Genomic DNA, 25,431 nt, shown 5'->3' with positions numbered 1-25,431 from the left:
TCCCAATGACTAATGACCAATGACTAATGACTAATCTAAAATCTAAAATCTAAAATAAACAATATGTCTCAAGATATCAGACAGTGGTTAGATGAAATTAAGCGGCTGCAACAGCAGTTAACAGAGGTTTCGCGCGATCGCGATGAGGCTGGTGAAAGTGCGGCTCAATGGCGCCAACTCTACAATACCGAAGCCGAGCAGCGCCGGAATGATGCTAAATTAAACCAGCAAACCATTGATGCTTTGGAAGCACAAATACAGGAATTTCAAAGTTTCTCCCCGATTGCGCCCGAAGGTGACGAGGCTGGAGTTGCACGCTTGCAGGAGGTTGAACAATTGCATACAGTTGGGGAACTTAAAACTAAGTTAGCAGAAGTTCTCGAAGAGCGCGATCGGGCGATCGAACAAATCAAACAACTCACCCAAGCCCTCAAACAAGAAGAAGCCCGTCACGCCGAGACTAGCAGAAATTTAACAACCGCCCTCGGAGACGCCGTTGACTTGCTCACCAAAGCACAAACTGTTCCTACTACAAAAATGGAACCATCACCAGCCTATTCTCTCGAAATAGTCCCTACTCGCACCGCAAATCCTAGCGAAACTGCGATCGAAATCCGCCAAAATCCCGCGCAAACTGGCCGAAATCCCGCCCAGCTTCCACCTTCTAAAAACCAGTTACTCGATTTACCGCCGTTTGGGAATTAGCAATATCAAATCCGGTAGCAATGACAAAGTGTCTCGCTGTGGCTAGTTGAAAATGATGCCGGATCTCAGTTGTTACTTTTTCAGCCTACGCTGTCCTATCCAAATTAGTGTAGCAGTAAATAACCCAGCGGCGAGTGCGGCACTCAAGCTAAAGGTAATCTTAATGGCAAAAGGCAACCAAGCGCCTGGAATATGTAGAGTAGAAAGCGCCAAATCGAGCGGGGGATTTAAGAAGTTGTCATTTTGCTCAGTCGGTATTTCGATTGAGGCGACGATGGAACCCACTGCTAGTCCAGCACCAATAATGCCAACAGTGTTTTGGAAATTGCGATCGCGCTCAGCTTGTTCTATCTCTGTAATTGCCCGACTTGAGTTGATTAAGTCTTGCAGTAATTGTGAGCCTGGACTAAGATTTGCATAGTCTTTTTGCACTTGTAATTGGTATTTTTCCTCTACATCTTTGCTAAATTTTTCCAGGAATTTTAGATCGTAGGGGTGTTGCAAGTTTGCGAGTTGAGATAACAGCGGTGTGGGATTCGTCGAGGTAGGGTTTGAGGTGGCTGTGGCAGATTGGAACCAGGATAGAATAGGGAGGATTTGAGCGATCGGGTTTTGTCCGTTTTGGGCTTGGATTTGATTTAGGCGATCGCCAATAGTACCGATCCGTCTACTATAGTTGATGGCGTTAATTTCAATAGTGCGAATTTGAGCATCTAGATAATTTAACTTTATGGTATACTTAGGTGATATTTTTTGGGCATCATCGACGGTTTTACGAAGTTGTTTGAGATTTTGACTGCCGATGTTTCCTACGAGTTGGTTAATGACTCTGAAATCTTTTTTTAGCTGTTGTTTCAGATAGCGACTTTGAGCGTAAGCCCAGAAAACTTTATGGCGATAGCAAAATAAGCGCAGCAGTTCAGTGTTAAAATCTTCCCAAACTATTTTGGCAGCATCACTGCTAGGCATTACAGCGATAATGAGATGGATATTCTTTTGTATTTCTTGAATAGTGCGCGGTTTAGCATTCTGTGTTGACTCATCCATCAGCAGTTCGTATCGTGAAAGCTCAAATATACTCCCTCCCAGAAAAGACCCTTTACCTTGGAAATCTCGTTCCCATTTCAAGCCGATATTTAAGGATTGACAGCATTTTTTAGCAACTTCTTCTGGACTAATGTTTGGGTTGTCCATCTCAGTCACAATCAGCCAGGTTTGCCCGATATTTGGGTACTGATTATTTAGCTTTTCCTTGATTTTAGCTTGAAATTTGGCAAGACAAGTGACTGGGTGAGGAGTCCTATCTTCCTGAAAAGAACAACCCAAAAGTAACCCATAAGTATCGTTCAAACGAACAGGGTAATAATGGCCTTCAAATGGTTTGTCGCTGTCAGTAAAATCTTCAAATCCATTTGTCAGAAGTTCCAGATAGTCCGATTCAAAAACAGAATCGCGGTCAAACAGGGATGAGCGAATATTTGTCGGTAATTTAGCCGCAAAATCTTTCTGATTTTCTGTTAAGGATTGGGAATCTTCGCCCAATCCTTCCCGCAGGTCGTAAAGAAACAGAAATAGGTTAGGATAGACGAGGTTTATCATTTATTCAAAGTTGTTTTAAAGAAATCTTTGAGTTTTTCCAAAGGCACTTTTTTGCTCTCTGCTACTGGGTCAGTATTTTTCACAACTTTGATACCCATGTTGAGAATTTCGTTGCTTTGAGGATTTTCAACTCGCTTGTTTTTGCCAGCACGTTTTTCCAGTTTATTTTCAACTGTTAGTACCTGTTCTAGTTCAGCTTCCGTCGGTAGTAGTCCAGCGGGTATCTTACCATCTACGGCTTCTAGCAAAGCTATAGCAACTTGATATTGCTGATTTAAGGAATCATTCGCCACAACCACCTTCATCAATCCTTTTTCGATGAGATCCCAAGCTTGATTAGCATCTAACTGTTTACCCACCTTATTTAGGGCAGCTTGTTCAGTTGGACTCAGGGGTTCATCTAAGTTGCTCAGAGCTAGCAGCAACGCTAGTAAAGTGGTGTCAATGGATACAGTCATAAAAATATTTTGTGGATATTACCAGTATATACAGCAAGTCAAAATCGCTGCAATAGTAGTCTACACAAAAAAAACATTAAATCCGGCAGAAACTAATTTGCTTGTGTATAGTCAGAAAAGACACTACTGCATGAGTGGGCGAACATGACGAAGCGACAAGCCTTGGTAATTGGCATCAATGAATATCCTCACGGAGACAGTCTGTCAACAGCAGCACAGGATGCCGAGAAGATTGCCCAACTTTTAGAGGAATACGGCAGCTTTGAGGTACATCGGTTGCCAATTTATGATAAGAGGGAAGTCTCACAAGATTTACTTGTTACCTCGTCAGAACTAGAGGTGGCTATTACCCAGCTTTTTCAGCCAAAAAGCGGCATAATTCCAGAGACGGCACTTTTGTTTTTCGCGGGTCATGGTTGGCGAAGCGAGAAAAATGGACAACCTGAAGGTTTTCTAGTCACCAGTGAAGCTTCTTTTAAAGAGGACTGTGACAAAGGTCTGTTTTCACTGAAACGCTTACATCAAATATTAAAAGATAGTCCGGTGCGGCAGCAGATTGTGTGGTTGGATTGCTGTTATAGCGGAGAGTTATTCAATTTTATAGAGCAGAATTTAGCAGAATTTGAGCAACAGCGAGATTTCGATCGTTGTTTTATTGCGGCTTGTCGCGAATTTCAGGTAGCTTACGGAGGAGTGCTGACTCCTGCTTTGTTGCAAGCACTTGACCCCACTAACAAAGATGATGGTAGAGTTACTAATTACACATTAAAGCCAAGGCTGGAAGCAATACCAAATAACGCATCACAGCATTTCGTTTTCGGCAACACAGGTAGTCAAATCATCCTCACATACAAAGGCGGAGTTCGGGGTAATATTTGTCCCTACAAGGGGTTAGAATATTTTGATTTCAATCCGACAAAACCAGAGGAAGCTGAAGATCACAGATATTTCTACGGACGTACACAACTAACTAATCAGCTTCTTGATAAGGTACGCTCTAGTAATTTTATCGCGGTACTGGGTGCATCTGGAAGTGGTAAATCTTCAGTTGTTAGAGCTGGGTTACTGTATCAGCTCTATCTGGGTAAGAAGATACATGGAAGCGATAGATGGACAATTTATCAGCCATTTACACCTGGTATTGATCCGATTAAAAGTTTAGAGCAAGTGGTTGGAAAGCTTACAGCACCCGATGATTTAGTGCATTTCATCGATCGTCTTCCTACTGAGCGAGTGGTGCTGGTGATAGACCAATTTGAAGAAATTTTTACCCAATGTCGGGATGAAAAAGAGAGACAAAAGTTCTTTGCGTACCTAATGGGTGCAGTAGAATATTTAGGAAATAAACTCTGCTTGGTGTTGGTAATGCGGAATGATTTTCAACAAAAATTTACCGAGCAAGAGTATGCTATATCAGCTAACAAAATTGAGAATAATTTGGTAACAGTTGAACAAATGAACCGCCCAGAGTTGCAAGAAGTTATCCTCAAATCTGCTGAGTTGGTGGAGTTAGAAATTGATGGCGCTTTAGTCAATGAGATGATTGCTGATGTGTCGGATTCCCCTGGCGATTTAGCCTTGTTGCAATATACCCTGACCCAATTATGGGATAACAGTAGCTCTAATCTTTTGACAATTTCGGATTATAGCCGTTTGGGTGGAGTGCAAAAGGCACTGGGAAACCATGCTGATACTGTGTACCAATCCTTATTGTCAGAGGAACAAAAATCGGATGGGTTAAAGGAATCAGAGGAGCAAAAAGCTGCTAGGCGGATTTTTCTAGAATTGACTCGGTTAAGTGAAGATGAAAATACTCCAAATACTCGTCAGCAAGTTTGGCTAAAAGATTTAGTTAATTCTCAGCAGTCTGAAGAATTGGTAAATAAGGTAGTGCAGTGTTTGGCTGATGCGAAATTAGTTGTTACCAGTGAGCAAGAGTTAGAGGGACAGCGAGTTGCGGTAGTGAATATCGTCCATGAAACACTGATTCGTAATTGGGGGCTGTTAGGTGGTTGGCTGGAGGAACATCGAGAAGCACTGATAATTAAACAGCCAATTGAAGATGCAGCTAAGGAATGGCGAGATAAAGGTAAGCAGCGAGAATCGGCTTATCTGCTGCAAGGAACAAAATTGGCAAAGGCAGAGGAATATATTAAGCGTTATTCTGATTTAGTACCGCTGTCTGGATTTACTCAGGAATTTGTTCAGAAAAGTATTAAAAATAGAAAAAAGAACCGTCGTAATTTAGCTGTTACAGTTTCTGCGGTACTTGTGGGACTGACTGGATTAGCTGGTTGGGCTTTGACTCAGCAAAAAATAGCAGATAAACGGAAAACCAATGCTGAAATCAATGCAGAAAGCCTTAAGCTAGAAAGTCTCCTTGCCTCTGGTGTAGATATTGAAGCGCTAATAGAAGGTTTGAAAACAGGTAAAAATCTCAAGAAATTAAGTGGAGTATTGGATGCAGATACCAAAATACGAGCTACCGCAGCGCTACAACAAGTTGTCTATGGAGTTAATGAATATAATCGATTCCAAAAATATACTGATAAAGTTTATCATGTTGAATTTAGCCCTGATGGCAAAACACTTGTGTCTCAAGTGAACCAGTTCAATTATGGGAGCGATCAAAAATTTGATCCTGCTAACCAAATAATTTTTAAGCTCTGGAGCTTAGACGGCAGAGAAATTAATAGTATTAAAGGCTCATATATGGGTTTCAGTCCAGATAGCAAAACTATTAGCTATTCTGATTTCAACAATCAAAATGATCTTAAACTGTTGAACTTAGATAGAAAAGAATTAAAAACTATTAGATTACAATCGACAAAGTTTTTCTGTGTAAGACTAGAATACAAAACTATGATTTCCATGAATAATGATAAAGATATTATAAAACTGTGGAATCTAGATGGAAAATTACTAAAAACTATAAAAATACCTCCATACTATGGTAATGGTGATTTTAGTTGTAGTGTAGATGGTAAATTATTAGCCTTTAAAAATGGTTCCGTAGTAAATTTAGAAAAATCAGAAATAAAAACTCTCAAAGAACCACATAAAAGTAATGTCTGGGGTATCAGGATCAGCCCAGATAACAAAATAGTTGCTTCTGGCGGTAGGGATGGCACTGTTAAATTATGGAATTTAGATACAGATGAAGTCAAAACCATTAAAGCAGATATAGGTCAAGTTTGGGATGTCAAATTTAGCCCAGATGGCAAAATGATTGCTGCAAGTGGAGATAGAATGATTAAGATATGGAACTTAGATACAACGCCAGTCAAAACTCTTAGGGGAAATACCGCTCTTATCCGTACCGTCGGTTTTAGTCCAGATGGTAAAATCCTCGCCTCTGGCAGTATGGATGGTACTGTAAAGCTCTGGAATTTACAAGGACAGGGACTCACTGCCCTGAAAGAGCCTGACTACGACTTATATAAAAACTATAGAATTAGCTACGATAACAATAATTCTGTTGAAAGTGCCAGCTTTAGTCCTGATGGTAAGTTGGTTACTTCAATAACAGGAAATGGCATAGTAAAGTTATGGGATTTGCAAGGAAGGAAACTTAAAACATTTAGTCATACCCAACAAAACGACGCATATTCTCCTTCGTATAGTGTCAGTTTTAGCCCTGATAGTAAGACAGTATTCTCTTTGAAGACTGTTCCCTCTGCAAATGGAGATAACGGCATAATAGAAATACGAAACCTAAATGGACAACTACTTAATACTCTGAAAACGGGTAGAGGTTTTAGCTTGAGTGCCAATGGCAAAATGATGTCTACTTCAGAGGGTGGCATAGTGAAGTTATCGAACATAACTGGGCAGCCAATTAATAGTATAAAAGCAGATAAAAATCCGATCAATAGCATCAGTTTCAGTAGCGATGGAAAAATTGTAGCCACTTCCAATGGCAACATTATCAAGCTGTTTAATATAGATGGAAAAATAATGAAAATACTTCAAGGCGACGGTGCTTTTTTTATTCCTATTAGTCTCAGCCCAGATGGTAAAATGATTGCTGCTGCTGGTAATGATAATATGGTGAAGTTATGGAATGTGGATAGCCAAAAATTCAAAAATCTCAAAGGGCATAGTCAGCCCGTTACTAGCGTTACTTTTAGTCAAGATAGTCAGACTATTATTTCTTCTAGTGAGGATGGTACGGTAAAACTTTGGAGTTTGCAAGGACAAGAGTTAAGCAGTCTCAAGGGACATATCTCTGGTGGAGTGAATGAGATTAGTCTTAGCCCGAATGGTAAAATAATTGCCTCTGCTGGTGATGATGGAACTGTTATTTTATGGAATCTAGATTTGGATGATTTAATGTCACGAGGCTGTAACTGGCTGCATGACTATTTGAAAAGCAACCCAAATGTGAGTGATAGTGATAAACATCTCTGTGATGGGATTAGTAATGAGAAAAATTAGGCTACTTTCCACCTCAATATATTCTTTCCTAGCGTGACTTGGCTACGCTACTGCACGATCGCCATTTCCCCATGCTAGAATAAACTCAATAAATTCAAAAAAATTCGGAATAAATAAAATGTCTTATAGTCAGTTCACCCTAGAAATGGTCGAACAAGTCTTTGGGCTAAGTATTCTTGAAAAACTTGATAGTTTCGCCGAAGTACCAGAAGCTCCGATTAGTAGTTTCTTAAAACAGTGTCTCGAATACAATACTCCTTTAGCCTTGGAAATTTCTACAGAAAAAGCGCGATCGGAAATGATTATTGCACCAATATTGATTGAACTAAAACAGCAAATTGGGTCTAAAATAAGTCTGTTTTCCGGTAGGGAATTTAATGTGGATAGTCAACAAGGGCTGATGGGCTATTGTGATTTTATAATTAGTAAGTCTTCGTCTCAATTGATGATTAAATCACCCGTGATTTTAATCGTGGAAGCTAAAAATGATAATATTCAATCTGGTTTAGGTCAGTGTATTGCCGAGATGGTAGCAGCACAAATAGTTAATCAACGTCAAAGTAATAATGAAATGATTTATGGTGCTGTAACGACTGGAACGAACTGGAAATTTATGAAATTATTTGATTCTGTAGTTGAAATCGATCCTAATGAATATTTCCTGAATAATGTGGCTAAGCTAATGGGTATATTAAGAAGTTTTGTTGGCTAGGGCATAGGGCATAGGGCATAGGGCATAGGGCATTGGGCATTGGGCATTGGGCATAGGTGCTTTGTTTTCCTGCTACGGATTGCGAATTGCTAAGAGCGTACTTCGCTTTTTTCAAAACCGTTATAGTCTAAATTGTATTGAGAAATATCTTAAACTTCTCCCAATTTTTCTCTCGCCCATGCTCGCACGGCTTTACGCAGAGAAAGCCGCCCAGAATAACGATATTTCTGGATCAATTCAGGTATTTCTTGTATGGGAAGAGTTGGAAAAATTGAGCTAGTTTTCACCTCAATATATTCTTGTCCATCAAGTTGGTAAATTTTGAGTTCACCGGAATCATAACACCAAATTTCGGGAACACCCAACCGAGCATAAATGGGAAAACGACTGAGCGATTTACTGGTTACATCTATTTCTAAAGCCAAATCCGGTGGCGGATCTTGCTCTAAGTTAAACTTAAGTTTTCCGCGAATTTTTGGCTCGTTTTGGAAGTAGAAACAATTGTCTGGTTCTACTCCAGCTTTTTTGATTTCTCGCTTCCAAGTGGTTGAGCCTAAACTTGCGTAATCTTGTTCCAACACTTCTGCTATATCTTTAATGGAAGTGCCGATCGTTTCTTTGTAGTATTCATGTTCCGGTAAGGGTGTCATGATTTCTAAAGTTCCATCATCATAGGCGAATCTAGCAGCACGGCTTTCACCTAGATCCACGAGCAAGTTTTCAAATTGTTGCCAACTGATATTATACATAACAACTCTATCGGCACGAAGCTGAGTTAGCAACATAACTTTTTCTCAGAAGTGTTTAACAAACAGATAATCCTATTATAGCCGAAGGAAGAAGGAAGGTACTACTCAGTTAAATTCATCGGGTGCATCCCAATTTTGCAGGGCGAAGCATTCCGGCCGATAATTTATTAGTTATAAACAGAGACTTACTGCCGGAATGCTTCGCCCCTACGGATATATTTGCAAAATTGGGATGCTCCTAATTCATCCGTGTCTCCGTGTTCAAATCCGTGTCGTTTCTCTCTTCCTTCTGCTTAAAATCCCATCGCGCCAGCTACTGCATCCAAATTCGGAGCAATCCCTTGTTTAAACTGATTGTTGCTGTGATTAATCGCCGTATCCGGGTCTTTCAAACCGTTACCAGTCAGCACACAAACCACTGTTGCTCCCGTAGGAACTTGGTCTTTTACCTTCAGCAAGCCTGCCACAGAAGCAGCGCTTGCCGGTTCGCAGAAAATCCCTTCTTCGGATGCTAACAAGCGGTAAGCATCCAAAATTTCCTCGTCAGTGACAGCACTAAAACTGCCGCGACTGGCTTCTGAAGCAGCAACAGCTTGTGTCCAGCTAGCCGGGTTCCCAATCCGAATCGCCGTCGCCAGGGTTTCTGGGTTAGGCACCGGATGTCCCGTCACCAACGGTGCAGCCCCCGCTGCTTGAAATCCCATCATCCGTGGTAGTCGCGAACATTTTTTGGCTTGATGGTATTGACAAAAACCCATCCAGTATGCTGTGATGTTTCCCGCATTTCCCACGGGAATGCACAGCCAGTCGGGGGCGTCGCCCAAGGCGTCCACCACTTCAAACGCGCCGGTTTTTTGGCCTTCCAAGCGGTAAGGGTTGACGGAGTTGACCAAAGTTACGGGATAATTTTCAGCCATGGAGCGGACAATTTCTAAAGCCCGATCGAAATTACCGACAATCGAAATCACTTCCGCACCGTAAAGCAAAGCTTGGGCCAGCTTGCCCAAAGCCACGTAACCTTCGGGAATCAACACGAAAGCCCGCATTCCCCCGCGTCTGGCGTAGGCTGCCGCCGCTGCCGAAGTATTGCCGGTACTGGCGCAGATTACAGCCTCAGCGCCGGCTTCCTTCGCCTTGGAAATCGCCATGGTCATCCCCCGGTCTTTGAAACTACCAGTGGGGTTGAGGCCGTCGTATTTCACCAGCACGCGCACGTCTCTACCGATGAGAGAGGCGATCGCAGGTGCTGGAATTAAGGGAGTATTGCCTTCTTGGAGTGTCACTACCGGCGTGGTTTCAGTCACCGGCAGGTAGGGGCGATAAGCTTCGATCAAGCCCGGCCAACCGTGAAGTTTCGGCGAGGCTGCGCGGGCAGCGGAGTTAGCAGCAGAGTCAGTTACAGGTAGAATCAGGGTCACGATGTCAATGGTTTCTAGGCTTTGGCAAAGAATTTACACTAATTTTAGCTCGATCGGTTAATTTAATGTTTGATACGATCCGTTCAGGTTAAAGTAACTTAATGGTGTGAATGTGTAGATATGTCTACTCAATTACTAATGTCAAATAATTCATCCACTCTTTCTCGGCCTCAAGTCACGGCTAGCAATCCCGAAATCGCTAGTTCTGCTACGCTATCGACGGGTTTTGCGCGCAAAGTAGATTCGGTGAAGTGTCCCTACCAAGCCGATCAGCAAGTTAAGTTCCTGCACCTGCAAGCAGAAATCGACTCCTTGCTGCTGCAAGTCCAAACCCTCAAACAGCAGCGCTCCGTTGCTGGATCTCAAGTTGCGATCGGCAAAAATTCTGCTGTGGGCAACGGCAATTACCAGTAACAACTCGTGCTAATTGTGCCGCCCCTGTGGTATAAAAAGTAAAGTTTTGTTAACCGCAGTGTTTTTTTTTCACCAAAAGCGCTAGCCATTTAATCCGCGGCTAGCGATCGCTAGTATTTGCGAAAACGCGCTTGCCTAGTGCTCAACTCGTCTGCTAATTGTTAGTAGCGAGCTGATATTTTACTGCGTTAATTTTGTTAAGCCATCCACTTGGCATACGGAGAGTAGACATCAATTTATGACAGCATCGATCGAAAAACCACTAAATTTGACATCCGCAAGGGACACTTCCAACCTGCGCCTCAAAGATATTCTCCAAACCCTGCCGCGCGAAGTATTTGTCAAAAACCCTCGCAAAGCTTGGACAAAAGTCATCGTCAACGTTCTTCTAGTTGCTGTTGGTTATTTTGGCCTAGCAGTATCACCTTGGTATTTACTGCCCCTGATGTGGATTTTCACAGGTACCGGATTAACCGGGTTTTTTGTGATAGGCCACGACTGCGGACACCGGTCATTTGCCAACCGTCGCTGGGTAAACGATTTAGTCGGACATCTCGCATTTCTGCCGTTAATTTTTCCGTTTCACGCATGGCGTCACGGACACAATTACCACCACAAGCACACCAACAAAATTGGTGAAGATAATGCTTGGCAACCAATGACAGCAGAAAGCTACGCTGCCGCGCCCAAAGCATTACAAATAGCTTATAGTTTAATCTTCGGCCCAATGTGGTGGATTGGCTCGATCGCCCACTGGGCAAAAGTACACTTTATGTGGTGGCGCTTCAAAGGCCAACAACGCGAACAAGTGCGGTTTTCAGTTTTTGTGGTTTTGATCGGTGCTGCGATCGTATTTCCGACTTTAATAGCCACCACAGGCATTTGGGGATTCATCAAATTTTGGTTGATGCCCTGGATGGTTTACCACTTCTGGATGAGCACCTTCACCATTGTTCACCACACAGCGCCAGACATTTCATTTAAATCACCAGAAGAATGGAACGAAGCCCAAGCACAACTATCGGGAACAGTTCACTGCGACTATCCCCGCTGGGTTGAGTTTCTGTGCCACGACATTAACGTGCACGTTCCCCACCACCTTTCAACTGCTATACCCTGGTACAACTTGCGTCTAGCCCACAGCAGCTTAAAGGAAAACTGGCAAGATCATCTCTACGAAACAAAGTTTTCTTGGTCTTTAATGAAGCGGATTGCCGACAACTGTCACCTGTACAACCCCGCTGGTGGCTATCAGACATTACAGGAATTTCACGCTCAAGCCAAATAAGTTTGAAACGCGATAAATCTCCGAAAAACCCGGTTTTGTTAAACAAACCGGGTTTTCTTAATCATAAAGTATGTTGTTGCGCTTCAGCGCTCTCTTAATATATTAAAGAGCGCTGAAGCGCAACAACGTACCTAATAAGATTGTCGATATTTATGTGGGATTTTCTGCTGCGAAACACCCTACAACTAAAATCTAAAATCTAAAATCTAATGGCTTTCAATCCCAATAACTGTCGCAACGAAAGCGAAGTAGAAAGCAAACTCATTGTCAGTTATTTGTTGCCAAAACTCGGCTATACTCCCGACACTTGGCACCAAGAAATCGCCTTTGGGAATATTCGCCTAGACTTCCTTTCCTTTGCTACCCAAGTTATCCCCATAGTTCTCGATGCAGACTCGCCCATGAGTTTAGTCATGGAGGCAAAACATCCCAAGGAAAATTTAGACCGCCATCTGCGAAAACTCAAGCGTTACTTAACAAGTTTAAGTATTCGCTACGGACTCATAACTAACGGGAAAGAAATTAGAATTTACGCAAGAGTGAGCGATGATATTCAGCTAGCATTTCAGTGCGCCGGACAAGACCTTGAAAGTAGAATTGATGAAATTATAGCTTTAATTGGCAGAGATAGTTTAAAGTTTGTAATAAATCCAGATAATCTAGAACTGGAAGATAGTAAAACTAATTTAGTTACTCCTGAGTTAATTACCGAAGTATCGGTACAACAAAACAATCCCGCCACCGCAGAACCTGAAATCATTCAAGTCTCATCCCCCGAACAAATACCTGAAGATATTTTAGTTAAATCATCCGATTTAATCATTCCCCAAACCCCGCAAAATAGTATGAAAATAATAGCAGTTTACCACAACAAAGGCGGCGTCGGTAAAACTACAACTGTAGTCAATTTAGCCGCAGCCCTGAGCAAGGAAGGTAAAAGAGTCCTAGTCATCGACTTAGACAGTCAGGCAAACACAACCTTTGCAACTGGTTTGGTCAAATTTGAAGATGAAGAACAAGATGATTTGAAAGATTGCAATATTCTTCAAGTTTTGCAATCAGAGGATTTTTACTCCATCGCCGAAGTAGCCCGCGAGTCTAATTTTTGCAATCCTAAAATCGATGTAGTTCCTTCCCATATCGATTTAATGTACTATGAAACGGAACTAAATCAACTAGATTACAGTCGCATGATTTTAATTCAAAAACTAGCGGAAGTAGAAGATAAGTACGATATTGTACTGATTGATACCCCGCCATCTTTGAATTTTTTCGCCAGAGTTGCCCTGATTGCTGCGGATTATTTAATTATTCCTTCTGATTTAAAACCTTTTGCCAATCAAGGATTGATTAATGTCAAGGATTTCATTAAAAAAGTTAATGGATTCAAAAAACAAATCGGCAAAAAACCTTTAGAAATTTTAGGCATCCTCCCTTGCAAAATCTCACCCAATCCTAAGTTTGTACAGTACAGTTTGCCCAAGCGGAGGGAGGCTATTCCCAAACGCTACGGCCTGGAAATCATGGACAGCGTAATTTATGAGAGAGAGGATTTAGCAAAGTGTGCAGAACTATTTAAAATCGTGGGCAATATGGAAATCGCCGATCCGATTTCGGTGCTAGATTTTAAACCGGATTGCACTTCATCCCAAGAATTTGAAATGCTAGCCGAAGAAGTTTTGGTAAAAATAGGTAAGTAAAAACTTATGAAAAAATTATCTCCGTCACTGGTTTCAGTCAAAAGAATTACCTCCGCAGTTCCCCGTTCCAATTTTGCCGATCGCGATTTAGATAAATTAGCTAGACTTATTTTAGACGCCGGAGGCTTGATTAATCCGATCGTTGTCCGCCGCACCAGCATGGATGCCTACGAAATAGTAGACGGAAACCTTGAATACTACGCCGCGGCGAGAGCCAGGGAAATTGAACCTCTCAAGGGCGAGACAATCGGAGCATTCATCCTGGAACCAGAAAATGAAGCACTTCTCCTGGAACAACTCGAAATCCTCAGAAAAACCGCAATCAGTGAGAATCTAGGTGAAATTGAAACTCCCAAAGAGTCATTTATAACTGAGGCTTCAGTTGAAATTGAAACTCTAGAAGCCTCATCTAGTTTAGAGCAACGGGTGACAAATATTGAAGCCCGGTTAGAAATTCAAATTCATGAATTGAAAGCTGAACACGCCCGTGAAAAAAAGGTATTGGCTGAGAGAATACAAGAAATTGAAAACCTAATTGCCCAACAATTACCTCTGTTAATTGAAGCGCAGTTGGCTAACAGAATTAATGAGTTGAAATCAGAGTCTGCATCGGAAAAGCCCTGTTTGGTAGATGCGGTACCAGAAGTTGAACAGGTAACTTCTCAACCAATGTCGCTGTTGGCCGCACTGAATACTCAAAATCCAGCTCAACTGAAAGCGAATTTTGAATATACTAAGTTAGTGAACGATAAAATTATACAACGAATCCTCGACGAAAAGCGAGATGTGAAGCCGTTTGTGTCATTTGCCAATGTGGTGGAACGTATTCAAGGGCTAGGCGACAAAACAATGATTAAAATTATTGATTACTGGCAAAAATACTCGTAAGTTGTGAGCCGTCTCAATTGCTTTTTTGGGGGCGGGCTAGAAGCCCACCCCACAAGAGTTAAAACCGGATTTCTGAAAGGTGATTGACTAGGAGCAAAAATACTCACAACTGGCAATTCCTGCTAAACCTGAACACGGTAGCGATCGCCCGATCGCCAAAAAAAGTAAAGATGAGTGAAGCAGTGTATAATTTGTGTCCCCCAGCCAGTTAAACTCATCACAGTCGATTTTTTGTAGGAATTGCAGTCAGTTTTGCCGTTAGCGAAGCCCTCGTTGCAGGATCGCCCGGGCTGTCACCCCACAGCCAGCCGCACAGGTACAGCACGCCGCTGATATCTCTCCCAGATTTAGAGATTGAGGCCAACAAATCCTTTAACTAACCAAAGTCTGAGTAAGGTGTTTGTCTCGCACCCTATCATTAGAGTTCTTGAGTTAGTCCTGTGGCACTTAAAACCCAGGCTGTAAAGTGCAAATATATATAATTACCCAAACACCTGATTTTAATGACAAAAGGGGACTTGTAAGAAGATGGATCGATCGCAAGATCAAAACCGAATAGTAGAATATTTGCGGATTAAGCCAATTAGTCACAGTCAGATTTATACTTCCCAAATTGCAGTACCAGAGACTCAGGGGGGAGAAATCCCTCGCGAACGTCGGGAAGCTCTCAGGAGAAGTCTCATCGAGCAAGGCAGCAACTTAATTCCTTTAATTGTACGTCCTACTGAAGCTTACAGCAACGAAGAAGAATACGAAGTTGTCTGCGGCTCAGATTGGTGTATTGTTGCGAAAGAACTCGGCCTTGAGCAAATGTGGGCTTGGGTTTTTGAAATGACCGACGAGGAGGTAGTTGCGGCTCAAGCAGAAATGGAACATTTAGCTCCGCAGCCGACTCAAAAAACTGCACAACTTGAGACTCTACTGCAACAATTTGAGCTATCATTTCAAAAAAAGGTAGAGAGTCTAACAAAACAAATAGAACAATCTGTTAAAAAGAATGAAGACCTGCTAAAAAAACAAGTAAAAGCTCTAGCCGAGCAGAACTTCGATCGCGATCAAATAACACAGATAAAGCATCTGCTAGAACAAGTTGAAAAAACATTTCATGAAAAGGTAGATAAATTGGCTAAAAAAATTGAACAATCTGGCAGCAATAGTTCTCCGCAATCGGAGGTTATTTCGGAGATGAATCTTGAAGGTGCGTTGAGACAGTTGGATGAACTGGAAAAATTGCTGTCAATCAAATTAGATCGCACTGTCCAAATAATTAATCAGTTTGTGGCTGACACGATCGCAGACGTAGAAAATGACCTAAAAAATCAAATTGCCACGCTCCGCAGCCAACTGGGAGCCGCTGCGACGCACTCAGAAATACAGCCCGAGACACCGCCGAAAAAGCAGTCGAAGGCGCAGCCGAAAACTCAGCCGAAAAAGCAGCAGAAACCTCAGTTACCGCAGTTGCAGTTGGAGTTGCCGTTTCCGCCCCAAGAGGAAGATTATGACACTCTTTCGCTGAGACGTTTGAAGGCGATCGGTAAAGACCGAAAAGTGCGGGGCTACGCGCGCATGAAACGACCGGAAATTCTGGCCGCCCTCAGAGAAGCTGATGGGAAATAAAGATCGAACGGCGGTTGAAACCGCGTCTATACAGACCAAACCTGCCTGGTGCAGGTTGAGGAGCGGACGGCGGTTGAAATATGATATCTTCTTCAGTCCGCTTGGCATGGACATCGTTTGTGTAGACGCGGTTTCAACCGCCGTCCTATCTGAACACAGATATAAAAATCTTGCTAAAATAGACACACCACCTCTTACTCCTCCCCAAGCAGCCATGTCCGCAACCGCCGCATTAGCTACTCCCCAAGAAATACCAGAACAAGAAATACCAGAACAAGAGCTATCAGAACAAGAGCTATCAGAACAAGAACTATTAGAACAAGAGATAGCAGAAAATGTTATGGTTCCTCCAGTCGATTTATATAGTGATGAACCTCCAGTGGAAACAGAACTGCATCTCCGACAAATAATGCTGCTGTTCAAATGTCTAGAATGGCTGTGGCGAGATAGAAATGACTTCTATGCTGCTGGCAACCTCACCATTTACTACAGCCCAAAACAACTTAAATCGAAAGACTTCCGAGGCCCAGATTTTTTTGTGGTACTCGGAACCGAACGCAAAACTCGGAAAAGCTGGGTTGTTTGGGATGAAGACGGAAAGTATCCGAATGTCATTCTTGAAATATTGTCGCCGAAAACAGCGAACATAGATAAAAACTTTAAAAAACAACTGTATCAAGATACTTTCCGAACCCATGATTATTTTTGGTTCGATCCAGAAACTTTAGAATTAGCTGGGTTTCATTTGGTAGATGGGGAATATCAACTAATTGCACCGAATGAATTCGGGCATCTGCGGAGTCAACAGCTTGATTTGAGTTTGGGCATTTGTAGCGGACAATTGCGTTTCTTTACAGCAGCAGGTGAACTGGTTCCTACTCCTGAAGAGGTTGCAGAGATGGAGACTCGGCGAGCAGATGCAGAGGCTCAAAGAGCGGGACAAGAAGCTCAAAGAGCTGGAGAAGAAGCTCAAAGAGCCGATCGCCTGGCCGCAAAACTGCGAGAATTAAATATCGATCCCGATACAATTTAATGGGTGGTATCATATCATGTACCGCAATAAGATTGGTTAGTAGTGCGGACTTCAGTCCGCAGCATGAGAGCGGACTGAACTCCGCACTACGAACAATTTAGCGCCCGCCTTTTCCAAAAACAGCGGTTTACTGTCGCGTGTATCGGTGCTTGACACCCATCGGGAAATACTCTGCATCGCCCATGGCAGTTAATGTCACGACGGGTAACTGATATTCGGGCGGCACGTAATTAGCAAATTCGCTGTTGAGGCGCCGCAATTGCGCGAGAATTGAAGATGCGATCGCCACTTTCATCTCCTCGTCCCCTTCCACCCCCGCTGCTAACTCCACAACCACCGATAAAAATCGATTTCGATCCGCATCTTCCTTGACTTGCAGCACAAATTTTCCCGTCACCCATTCGCTAACAGTCGGAACTTCTAAACCTACGGTGACATTTTCTGGGTAGATGTTAGCACCGAAGTAGGAAACGGTAAAGTGCGATCGACCAAACACATAAACAAATGGCAGATTGCGAATTCCTCTCGGCAAACCGGCACTTTCCCCAGCCGCCACTTCCTGCAAATGTGCCACCGGATTAAATCCCCATTCTGCCAAAAAATCGAGCATTGCTTCGTAAGAAATTAAACCGCCGTTATCGGAAATGTGATACCGTATGAGCGGGATGCCGTTGTCGCCAGAAAATAACAGCGTGCCGTCATCATTCACTTCAAAAAAGCGGCTTTTCGGATCGTACTGCACCAGCGTTGGCAACCGCGATTCTCCGAATAAATTGCGCGCTGCTTCCGGATTGTTTGCGAACCAGCGGCGGATGCAAATACTCAACGGTGTCTCGTTGCCCAAAACGCCCGCATCGGCTGTACCGTAAAGACTCGCAGAATTGTAATATAAATTCTCCGTTGATAGTTGGGAATTGGTAATTGGTAATTGGTAATTGGTAATTGGTAATTCGGAATTGGTAATTATGAATTCTCCCCATCTCCCCATCTCCCCATCTCCCCCTCTTCCTTCTTCCTTCTTCCTTCTTCCTTCTTCCTTCGTATTGTGATAATTAATGCGATCGCTCACCAAACTCCGCCATTCTTCGCTAAACACTTCCCCGGCAAACACCATCTTAATTCGATATTTTTGCCACTCCACACCCGCAGCAATCCCGCTATCAATAACATCCTTGATAAACGGCGGATATCCCAACAATACTACTTGCTCGAAATGCTCCCCAAGTTCTCGAACTGCTCGAAATATTTCAGTCTTGTTATTCCCCGGCGTCACCACCGTCACGGGATAACCCTTACTTGCTAGATAGCGGCAGCAATTCGCCGTGTACATTCCGCCTACCCAAGTCCCCAAGGCAAAGCAAATCACAGCTAAAGTGCGGCGGGTCTCGGCGAAAAAACTGTCGTGAAATATTTGTTCAAAGCGATCGGCAATTTGCAACTCGTCGCTGATAAAACGCGGCCAAAATGTCGGGTTTCCTGTCGAACCAGATGAAACAGCAATGAAATCGCAGGTTTCTAATTTGCCCTGGCGGCACAACTGAGGCAGCGGGTAAAAGCGCAAATAATTCTCTTTGGTAATTAGCGGCAATTTTTGGAAGTCTTCCAAGGTTTGAATAGACTCGGGATTGATGTTGAGTGCAGCTAGGAACTTCTGGTAAGCTGGTACTGTGGCAGCGACGTTGTGAAAAAGTGCGATCGCCTCGGATTCTGCATCTCGACTCTGCTGTTGCAATCGTTCCTCAAGCGGCGCACTCAAAAATTGTTCAAACGCCCCAATTGCTCGCTGACGCGGTTCTGGCTGCATGATTGGCTCCTTAAAATGCGTATTTGCACGTCGCTCGATCGAGATTCAGTTAGTAGCGCTAACGACCGGGCGGCAGATTAGGCAGGCTACTAAAAATTTGAACACACTTTGTGGTCGATCGCACAAATACACCCGGCAATCGAGTTGCGTGCAGACAACGGCTTTTTTAACACAACAACCGCAGGCGATGACCGAGCAGCCGATCGACTCATCAACACCGACACACTATGTCAAGATTAATTAGCGCGATCGCCCAAAACGGACAATCTCAATCAAGCGTAACAATCCGACGCAAGTTTCAATGAACAATCCCATCTACCCCGGCATAACTCTCCACAACCACTACCGCATCGTCCGCGAACTGGGACACGGCGGCTTCGGGCGCACCTACCTCGCTGAAGATGCCCACCGATTTAACGAACCCTGCGTTTTAAAAGAATTTGCGCCCCAAGTACAAGGAAGTTACGCTTTACAAAAATCCGAGGAACTCTTCGAGCGCGAAGCCGGAGTGCTCTACAAGCTGCAACACAATCAAATCCCGCGCTTCCGCGAAATGTTTCGAGTCAGTATAGTCGATCGGGGCTACCTATTTCTCGTTCAAGACTACGTACCCGGTCAAAACTACCGCTTCCTGCTGGACGCCCGCAAGCGTCAGGGTTTGCGGTTCATCGAAGCAGAAATCAATCAACTGCTGGTTCAGATTTTGCCAGTGCTCGAATACATTCATTCCTTGGGAGTAATTCACCGCGACATCTCCCCGGACAACCTAATTCTGCGCTTGTCTGACGGAATGCCGGTGCTCATTGACTTCGGCGGAGTCAAACAAGTCGCCGCCACCGTAGAATCTCTATTTGCTGAAAATGAAGCTAACGGCACTCCCACCCCCGCGACTCGCATCGGCAAGCTCGGCTATGCTCCCGTCGAACAGATGCAGATGGGGATTGTGTCTCCGCACAGCGATTTGTACGCTCTGGCGGCGACGGTTTTGGTGTTGCTGACGGGGAAGGAACCGCATCAATTGCTCGACAGCCAGACGCTGAATTGGAACTGGCGATCGCACTGTTCTCTGTCTCCGAATTTGTCCCTGGTGCTGGATAAAATGCTCGCTGTGCAGCCAAAAGAGCGCTACTCCTCGGCTCGCGAGGTTTTGCTCGCTCTCTCGGGCAATCCACCTTTAGGGCCGCAGCCGCAGCCTGCCCCAGATTTTGGCCTCACGCAGCAGCCGCCGGATCGCTCGCCCATACCCGTGCCCGCCCCTCCCCCGAAGCTGCCGGGTACTCCGGTGCGAGTGGCCACGATCGGCAATCAGCAAAAGATGCCTGCTTGGCAAATGTTTTTGTTCGTAGTGGCGGTGCTTTCGAGTATGGGGGCAGTTGGCTGGTTTGCGGGCAATTACGTGTTAAACCTGCAATCCAAAGTGCAGAAGATTCCCGTGACTCCGGGCCCGAAGCAGCAGCAAGAAGATGCTTTGCGCGATCGCTACTCTCGGCTTAAAATTGACGATCGATTCTACAACGGTTACGTCAACCTTGTAGACGAGAATTTCTACGCCAAATACCCAGAATTAGACGGGCGGCTGTTAAAAGAAGGTGATGAGGATCGCCAGTGGCGCGAAAGGTGGCAGAAAATCGGCGACGACTTGCTCGACAAGCTGGAAAACCTCAGCAGCGATGCTAGAGCGCGGTTGGGCAGTTACGACACCGCCGATCTCGATCGCTCGAAAACCGAGGTTAACAAGCTGAATTTAAGCAGTCGAGCGCTGTACGATTTGGCTGATGCCAAGTTCTTTTATTGGTTTCCACAGCACCCGCGGAATAAAAATATCATCGGTTTGCCCGTGGGACAAATTTGGCAAGCAATTACCGCCGACGCCCTCACAGCTTTGCAAGCCGGAGCAACTGTCGAAACCGTTGAATTTGACCGCCGCGCGAACAGCAAAACCCTTAAAGGAAATCTCAAGCCCGGAGAAGGCAAAGCTTACATTGCCAGGTTCGCCCAAAATCAGATTTTGAGCGTAAACTTGCAAGCTCCGCGCAAATCGACTCTGCTATCAATTTATTCTCCCGGGCGCACCAACAAAGCCAAGGCTTTACTGGAAGATGCAGAGGAGGTGAGTTGGTCTGGAACCCTGGATGATGCTGGTTTTTATGAATTCGTAGTCGTTTCTCAGTCATCCGAGCCGATCGCCTACGAATTGAATCTGGAGACAAAATAACGCTCTCACTTATAGCCTTTCAAGCTCTCATATTCGCGGACGACTGGGCCTAGGCCTGCGCCGGGCCTAGGGCCTAGGCCTGCGCCGGGCCTAGGGCCTAGGGCACTTGTGCTCAGCTTCCGTTCCGTCGAAGCATAGGCCTGGGCGGGCTCTCCGGCATACCTCACTACGCTTGAGAACCGCTATAAGTCGCCAACAGGCAAAAATTTTAAACTTTTGTTCCAGCTCTAAGATTCATCAAGGCGAGCAAATCTAAAATCTAGAATCTAAAATCTAAAATCGACTGATGGCTATTGACGCAGGAAGTGCGATCGAGCAATAATGAAGTAATCCCGAGCGGGTAAATTTTCCAGTTCAAACAAAGAATATGCTGAGATTCGCGATCGTAGCTTTAGTAACTTTGGGATTAGTATTAATGACTGCATTGGGTTTATCTTCTGCCAGTGCGACAGTCAGCAATCCCGAATTTTATGCTTGGAACTTTGCCTCTGTAGGCAGCAGCGAGCTGGTTTGCAAAAAGACAGTTGTAGTTCCGCAAGACCTCATCATTCCGTCATCATCAATGCAGGCAGTCAGTATCAATTCTGCAATTGTAGATAACAAATTTTGTGCGAATTCCACTAAGCCCGTGAATTAATCCAGTGCATCCTACGATGTCCCCTCGAACGACACAATAAAATTGGTTTGTAGTGAGGACTTTAGTCCGCATAAAAATCCGATCGCTAAAACTCCTGACTACGAACACTTTTTAAAGCGAATTGACCCGACATTATACAAAGCTGGTCGCCATCCGCGCAGTCAAAGTGTTGGCGGCATTTTTTATGAGAAACAAGCGATATTTCGTCATAAAAATTTATCATAATAGTCGGACACAACAGTTTTCTGCCCAAGAGCGCGATCGAACTATTGCGAATTTGGCGACCTCTTTGATTGTCACTTAAAAACCGAGGGAAAATCTTTAGCCATTTGGCCAAAGATTTATTAGCTAATTGGCGTAATCAGTAACCGTCTAGTTTGAGTATGCTAGAGTTAGTCAGGTTCTGATATATAGTGCCATCTGTAATCTAAGTATCATGCTCAAAATTTTGGTCATTGAAGACGACGAATTAATCCGGGAGACTCTTGTGCAACTCCTGGAATCTCACAGCTACCGGGTTATCGTAGCAGAAAACGGTCGATTTGGCGTGCAGATGGCACTTTCGGAGATCCCGGATTTAATTTTGTGCGACGTGCAGATGCCGGAAATCGACGGTTATGACGTGTTGCGGACTCTGCGGCAAAACTCGCTGGCTGCAACAATTCCATTTATTTTCCTCACGGCTCAAAGTGCCAAAACCGATTTTCGTCGGGGGATGGAATTGGGGGCTGACGATTACCTAACAAAGCCGTTTACTAAGGCTGAATTGTTAGGGGCGATTGCTTCTCGCGTCTCGAAACGACTAACTATTACCCAACCCCTGACAGTTGCGCTTCACCAAGCAGAAGCCAGACTCAAAGATTTAGCTAACGACTCTACAAAGGTTTGTGTCCTCTCCCCTGAAAAGTTGGCTCTAGAAGCTTTGCTGCGCCGCGCTTTAGCACAAGGTGAGTTTCAGGTATACTATCAGCCGCAGGTGAATATTGCTACCGGACAAGTTATCGGCGCTGAAGCTTTGGTGCGCTGGCAAAATCCCGATCGAGGTATAATTTCTCCCGCCGAATTTATTCCCTTAGCCGAAGAAACAGGTTTAATTATTCAGATTGGCGAATGGGTACTGCTTTCAGCTTGCGCTCAAGCCGCGAGTTGGCTGGCGGCGGGGTTTTCGCCCTTTAGGATATCAGTAAATTTGTCGGCCAGGCAGTTATCCGACCCGGAACTCAAGGCCCGAATCGTGCAAATATTAGAAACTACAGGCTTGGAGCCGGCTAATTTAGAATTAGAAATGACCGAAAGCGCTTTGGTAGAAAATGCGACAGTCGCAGGCGCAACTTTAAACGAACTTAAAGCTCTAGGAATTCGGATTGCCATTGACGACTTCGGCACAGGTTATGCTACTTTAGGATATCTCAAGCAATTTGCTTTTGACAGCTTAAAGATCGATCGCATTTTCGTGCGAAATGCCAACGAAGACGCTCAAAATGCTGCTATTACCACAGCAGTAATTTTGCTGGGTCACAGCTTAAATATGACAGTAATTGCTGAAGGAGTAGAAACAGAAGCAGAACTAGCTTTCTTGAAACAGCACCAATGCGATATCATGCAGGGGTATCTGTTCAGCCGCCCGGAACCGGCAGTGATAATTGAAAGTATGTTGGTTGCCGACCAGCGTTTGTTCGCTGGGCCCCCAGCAGCAGCACCTGCTCGTGTTATACCTTTTGTACCTGTCTCCGAACCGGAAAAATCTAAAAACCTTTCCATGTCAAGTCTCGGAATAGTGTAAGAGCCAGCAGAATTTGTGTATAATAAAATGAAATTATTTCTGTTACCGTCTATTTGGTGCGGAAAAATTGACGATCCCTCCTCAAAAGTTGTAGCTTTTTAGGAGAGACGAATAAAACAAATGCAAATTTAGACCAACATTCCTCAACTTATTCTCATTTTATTCGATCGGCGCCCGTAATTGGACTATTTGAGGAATTGTGCCGTCTTGAAATTGGGAGCCTTTATCAAGTTGCAGCAGGTAAACTCATTTAAATTCATACTTTGGGAGCCGCAGTTTCAAGAACTGTCAACTGGAATTGGTGCAAGGCCCTCATGGAAAGAATATTAGTAGTTGACGACGAAGCAGACTGTCAAACAGTCTTAGCAATGTACCTGGAAAGCCAAGGATACCGGGTTGAATGCGCTAATTCAGGAGTTGAGGCGCTCTCAATTTTTGAGAATGCACCCCCCGATTTGGTAATTTCAGATGTGATGATGCCGGAAATGGACGGGTTTGAGTTTTGCCGCCGCTTGCGAACTACCCGTTTGGGACAGTTAGTCCCGTTTATATTTTTATCTGGTCAAGGCGAAATGGAGGCAAAAGTTGAAGGTCACGCGATCGGCGCTGACGATTATCTGGTAAAACCATTTCAGTCTGAAGAAATCTTGGCTAAGGTAAAAGCGCAGTTAGAGCGCTCCCACCGCATTCACGCCGAGATTGTCCGACTGCTGCAAACTTCTACCGCTAGGGCGGTGGAACCAAAAACTCTCGCAGTATTGCCGAACCCAGCACCTTTACCGCTAACGCCAGCCGAGGAAAGGGTTTTTTGGGAGGTAATCCAGGGTTATACTAACAAACAAATTAGCGATCGACTGTTTATTAGCCCCCGCACCGTCCAAGCTCATTTAGGCAGCATATTCAGCAAACTACAGTTAGAAAATCGCGCCCAACTTGTGAGATTTGCCCTAGAAAGGGGATACAAACCACCTCAAACTTAGCTGAAATCTCAACTTAGGGCGCGCCAGCCCTTAATTACCCGCAATAAAAACGGTTTGTAGTGAGGACTTTAGTCCTCAGATTATGAGGACTAAAGTCCTCACTACAAACCCATCTGATTGTCGTCGTTCGAGAGAACCTGATATTATTCCAAATTCAAAACACAATAAGGAAAACTCGTCGTCACGCAAACCCCCGGCCCCAAATTCGTACCCCGCAAATTTGCACGTTCCAAATCAGCCTGCCGCACATTATTAGCAGCATCGATATTTGTCCCGGTCAATTGAGTCCTAGGAAGCCTCGTATTTGACAGAATAGCATTCTGCAAATTAGTATCGCGCACATCAGCAAAAGACATATCCGCTCCGCTTAAATTAGCGCGACTCAAATTCACTCTAAACAGCAGCGAACGCCGCAAATCCGCATTGGACAAATTAGCTTGCAGCAGATAAGCTTCGCCCAAATTAGTATTAAAAAGCTTAGCACCGCGCAAATCAGCTCTCGTCAGATTAGCCCGCCCCAAAAAAGCATTAGACAAATCCGCATTCCGCAGATTAGCACTGTCCAAGTCGGCACCGTACATCTCGGCATTAACAAAGTTAGCATTTGCCAAATTAGCACCGCTTAAATCAGCTTCCAGCAAATTAGCTTCGTAGAGATTAGCTCCGCTTAAATCAGCTCCTCTTAAATTAGCTCTGTACAAACTCGCCTTAAACAAATCAGCATTTCTCAAATCGCAGCCCTCGCACTCCTTAGTTTCCAGCAACTGTTGGACGCGATCTGGATTTTGAGCTTTGACCGGAGCTGCCAGCAAAAACGGCGCTAAAACTGCTACAGTTGCCGTTACACTTGCCAAGATTTTAAGTTTCACAAACAAACCTCACTGCCACTTCAGATTAATTATACTCGCAAAAATTGCGATCGGTAGTCTTTCGGCTGGCAAAAGTAATATTATTGAGATTTAATATCTCCCATATAAAAGGTTTGTAGTGAGGA

The 25,431-nt window shown here is 44.2% G+C and carries 21 protein-coding genes; 14 read left to right on the top strand and 7 right to left on the bottom strand.

Annotated features, from left to right (window positions below; all coding sequences use genetic code 11):
- Positions 1 to 63: 63 nt before the first annotated feature.
- The gene (locus tag JGK39_RS11925) at positions 64 to 705 is read left to right on the top strand and encodes a hypothetical protein (RefSeq protein WP_293252530.1); all 642 of its coding nucleotides are present in this window, start codon (positions 64 to 66) and stop codon (positions 703 to 705) included.
- 72 nt (positions 706 to 777) lie between these two features.
- Here JGK39_RS11925 and JGK39_RS11920 read toward each other — a convergent pair whose 3' ends face one another.
- On the bottom strand, positions 778 to 2,304 hold the full coding sequence (locus tag JGK39_RS11920) for a hypothetical protein (protein WP_293252533.1): 1,527 nt from the start codon (positions 2,302 to 2,304) through the stop codon (positions 778 to 780).
- On the bottom strand, positions 2,301 to 2,762 hold the full coding sequence (locus JGK39_RS11915; protein ID WP_293252536.1) for a hypothetical protein: 462 nt from the start codon (positions 2,760 to 2,762) through the stop codon (positions 2,301 to 2,303). The genes JGK39_RS11920 and JGK39_RS11915 overlap by 4 nt, the downstream gene beginning before the upstream one ends.
- 144 nt (positions 2,763 to 2,906) lie before the next feature.
- On the opposite strand from JGK39_RS11915, the gene JGK39_RS11910 reads away from it, so the two are divergent.
- Positions 2,907 to 7,199 (top strand): caspase family protein, encoded by a 4,293-nt coding sequence (locus JGK39_RS11910; RefSeq protein WP_293296567.1) that lies wholly within the window; start codon positions 2,907 to 2,909, stop codon positions 7,197 to 7,199.
- 118 nt (positions 7,200 to 7,317) lie between these two features.
- Entirely contained in the window at positions 7,318 to 7,911 is a 594-nt protein-coding gene (locus JGK39_RS11905) for a hypothetical protein (RefSeq protein ID WP_293252541.1), read from the top strand.
- Positions 7,912 to 8,060: 149 nt separating this feature from the next.
- Here the strand turns inward: JGK39_RS11905 and JGK39_RS11900 are convergent, their stop codons facing one another.
- Positions 8,061 to 8,660, bottom strand: a complete 600-nt coding sequence (locus JGK39_RS11900; RefSeq protein WP_293252544.1) for a Uma2 family endonuclease — start codon at positions 8,658 to 8,660, stop codon at positions 8,061 to 8,063.
- A 293-nt stretch (positions 8,661 to 8,953) separates the two neighbouring features.
- Positions 8,954 to 10,072, bottom strand: coding sequence for a threonine synthase (thrC, locus tag JGK39_RS11895; protein WP_293252598.1), 1,119 nt, complete (start codon positions 10,070 to 10,072; stop codon positions 8,954 to 8,956).
- Between the two features lie 144 nt (positions 10,073 to 10,216).
- On the opposite strand from thrC, the gene JGK39_RS11890 reads away from it, so the two are divergent.
- From JGK39_RS11890 to JGK39_RS11875, 4 genes are all read left to right on the top strand, one after another.
- A complete protein-coding gene (locus tag JGK39_RS11890) occupies positions 10,217 to 10,492 on the top strand; it encodes a hypothetical protein (RefSeq protein ID WP_366048874.1) in 276 nt (91 codons plus the stop codon).
- 238 nt (positions 10,493 to 10,730) lie between these two features.
- Positions 10,731 to 11,780, top strand: coding sequence for a fatty acid desaturase (locus JGK39_RS11885; protein ID WP_293252550.1), 1,050 nt, complete (start codon positions 10,731 to 10,733; stop codon positions 11,778 to 11,780).
- Between the two features lie 209 nt (positions 11,781 to 11,989).
- A complete protein-coding gene (locus tag JGK39_RS11880) occupies positions 11,990 to 13,480 on the top strand; it encodes an AAA family ATPase (RefSeq protein ID WP_293252552.1) in 1,491 nt (496 codons plus the stop codon).
- A gap of 6 nt (positions 13,481 to 13,486) precedes the next feature.
- On the top strand, positions 13,487 to 14,368 hold the full coding sequence (locus JGK39_RS11875) for a ParB N-terminal domain-containing protein (protein WP_293252554.1): 882 nt from the start codon (positions 13,487 to 13,489) through the stop codon (positions 14,366 to 14,368).
- A 217-nt stretch (positions 14,369 to 14,585) separates the two neighbouring features.
- Here JGK39_RS11875 and JGK39_RS11870 read toward each other — a convergent pair whose 3' ends face one another.
- Entirely contained in the window at positions 14,586 to 14,732 is a 147-nt protein-coding gene (locus tag JGK39_RS11870; protein WP_293252556.1) for a hypothetical protein, read from the bottom strand.
- Positions 14,733 to 14,896: 164 nt separating this feature from the next.
- Here JGK39_RS11870 and JGK39_RS11865 point away from each other — a divergent pair, with 164 nt between their 5' ends.
- Together JGK39_RS11865 and JGK39_RS11860 are read left to right on the top strand one after the other, a co-directional pair.
- A complete protein-coding gene (locus tag JGK39_RS11865) occupies positions 14,897 to 15,985 on the top strand; it encodes a Rho termination factor (modular protein) (protein ID WP_293252558.1) in 1,089 nt (362 codons plus the stop codon).
- A gap of 340 nt (positions 15,986 to 16,325) precedes the next feature.
- Entirely contained in the window at positions 16,326 to 17,018 is a 693-nt protein-coding gene (locus JGK39_RS11860) for a Uma2 family endonuclease (protein ID WP_293252600.1), read from the top strand.
- Positions 17,019 to 17,145: 127 nt separating this feature from the next.
- Here the strand turns inward: JGK39_RS11860 and JGK39_RS11855 are convergent, their stop codons facing one another.
- Positions 17,146 to 18,822 carry a phenylacetate--CoA ligase family protein gene (locus tag JGK39_RS11855; RefSeq protein WP_293252561.1) on the bottom strand — a complete coding sequence of 559 codons (1,677 nt, stop codon included), beginning with the start codon at positions 18,820 to 18,822 and terminating at the stop codon, positions 17,146 to 17,148.
- Here JGK39_RS11855 and JGK39_RS11850 point away from each other — a divergent pair.
- The 5 genes from JGK39_RS11850 to JGK39_RS11830 all read left to right on the top strand — a co-directional run bounded on the left by JGK39_RS11850 (position 18,821) and on the right by JGK39_RS11830 (position 24,437).
- On the top strand, positions 18,821 to 19,066 hold the full coding sequence (locus JGK39_RS11850) for a hypothetical protein (protein ID WP_293252564.1): 246 nt from the start codon (positions 18,821 to 18,823) through the stop codon (positions 19,064 to 19,066). The genes JGK39_RS11855 and JGK39_RS11850 overlap by 2 nt on opposite strands.
- 57 nt (positions 19,067 to 19,123) lie before the next feature.
- Positions 19,124 to 21,037: a serine/threonine-protein kinase gene (locus tag JGK39_RS11845; protein ID WP_293252566.1), complete on the top strand. Its 1,914-nt coding sequence runs from the start codon at positions 19,124 to 19,126 to the stop codon at positions 21,035 to 21,037.
- Positions 21,038 to 21,404: 367 nt separating this feature from the next.
- Positions 21,405 to 21,674, top strand: a complete 270-nt coding sequence (locus tag JGK39_RS11840) for a hypothetical protein (protein ID WP_293252569.1) — start codon at positions 21,405 to 21,407, stop codon at positions 21,672 to 21,674.
- 436 nt (positions 21,675 to 22,110) lie between these two features.
- Positions 22,111 to 23,457 carry an EAL domain-containing response regulator gene (locus tag JGK39_RS11835; RefSeq protein WP_293252572.1) on the top strand — a complete coding sequence of 449 codons (1,347 nt, stop codon included), beginning with the start codon at positions 22,111 to 22,113 and terminating at the stop codon, positions 23,455 to 23,457.
- A gap of 314 nt (positions 23,458 to 23,771) precedes the next feature.
- Positions 23,772 to 24,437, top strand: a complete 666-nt coding sequence (locus JGK39_RS11830; protein ID WP_293252575.1) for a response regulator — start codon at positions 23,772 to 23,774, stop codon at positions 24,435 to 24,437.
- A gap of 143 nt (positions 24,438 to 24,580) precedes the next feature.
- On the opposite strand, the gene JGK39_RS11825 is transcribed toward JGK39_RS11830, so the two are convergent.
- Entirely contained in the window at positions 24,581 to 25,306 is a 726-nt protein-coding gene (locus JGK39_RS11825) for a pentapeptide repeat-containing protein (protein WP_293252578.1), read from the bottom strand.
- Positions 25,307 to 25,431: the final 125 nt, after the last annotated feature.

The sequence above is a fragment of the Microcoleus sp. PH2017_12_PCY_D_A genome (assembly GCF_020738565.1).
Taxonomy (GTDB): domain Bacteria; phylum Cyanobacteriota; class Cyanobacteriia; order Cyanobacteriales; family Microcoleaceae; genus Microcoleus.
The sequence above is the reverse complement of the archived record's forward strand: the minus strand, read 5'-3'. Positions and strand labels throughout refer to the sequence as shown.

Excerpts from the sequence above, each read along its gene's own strand:
- JGK39_RS11925 (WP_293252530.1), top strand. The coding sequence starts at position 64 with ATGTCTCAAGATATCAGACAGTGGTTAGATGAAATTAAGCGGCTGCAA.
- JGK39_RS11920 (WP_293252533.1), bottom strand. The coding sequence starts at position 2,304 with ATGATAAACCTCGTCTATCCTAACCTATTTCTGTTTCTTTACGACCTG.
- JGK39_RS11915 (WP_293252536.1), bottom strand. The coding sequence starts at position 2,762 with ATGACTGTATCCATTGACACCACTTTACTAGCGTTGCTGCTAGCTCTG.
- JGK39_RS11910 (WP_293296567.1), top strand. The coding sequence starts at position 2,907 with ATGACGAAGCGACAAGCCTTGGTAATTGGCATCAATGAATATCCTCAC.
- JGK39_RS11905 (WP_293252541.1), top strand. The coding sequence starts at position 7,318 with ATGTCTTATAGTCAGTTCACCCTAGAAATGGTCGAACAAGTCTTTGGG.
- JGK39_RS11900 (WP_293252544.1), bottom strand. The coding sequence starts at position 8,660 with ATGTATAATATCAGTTGGCAACAATTTGAAAACTTGCTCGTGGATCTA.
- JGK39_RS11890 (WP_366048874.1), top strand. The coding sequence starts at position 10,217 with ATGTCAAATAATTCATCCACTCTTTCTCGGCCTCAAGTCACGGCTAGC.
- JGK39_RS11885 (WP_293252550.1), top strand. The coding sequence starts at position 10,731 with ATGACAGCATCGATCGAAAAACCACTAAATTTGACATCCGCAAGGGAC.
- JGK39_RS11880 (WP_293252552.1), top strand. The coding sequence starts at position 11,990 with ATGGCTTTCAATCCCAATAACTGTCGCAACGAAAGCGAAGTAGAAAGC.
- JGK39_RS11875 (WP_293252554.1), top strand. The coding sequence starts at position 13,487 with ATGAAAAAATTATCTCCGTCACTGGTTTCAGTCAAAAGAATTACCTCC.
- JGK39_RS11865 (WP_293252558.1), top strand. The coding sequence starts at position 14,897 with ATGGATCGATCGCAAGATCAAAACCGAATAGTAGAATATTTGCGGATT.
- JGK39_RS11860 (WP_293252600.1), top strand. The coding sequence starts at position 16,326 with ATGGTTCCTCCAGTCGATTTATATAGTGATGAACCTCCAGTGGAAACA.
- JGK39_RS11850 (WP_293252564.1), top strand. The coding sequence starts at position 18,821 with ATGATTGGCTCCTTAAAATGCGTATTTGCACGTCGCTCGATCGAGATT.
- JGK39_RS11855 (WP_293252561.1), bottom strand. The coding sequence starts at position 18,822 with ATGCAGCCAGAACCGCGTCAGCGAGCAATTGGGGCGTTTGAACAATTT.
- JGK39_RS11845 (WP_293252566.1), top strand. The coding sequence starts at position 19,124 with ATGAACAATCCCATCTACCCCGGCATAACTCTCCACAACCACTACCGC.
- JGK39_RS11840 (WP_293252569.1), top strand. The coding sequence starts at position 21,405 with ATGCTGAGATTCGCGATCGTAGCTTTAGTAACTTTGGGATTAGTATTA.
- JGK39_RS11835 (WP_293252572.1), top strand. The coding sequence starts at position 22,111 with ATGCTCAAAATTTTGGTCATTGAAGACGACGAATTAATCCGGGAGACT.
- JGK39_RS11830 (WP_293252575.1), top strand. The coding sequence starts at position 23,772 with ATGGAAAGAATATTAGTAGTTGACGACGAAGCAGACTGTCAAACAGTC.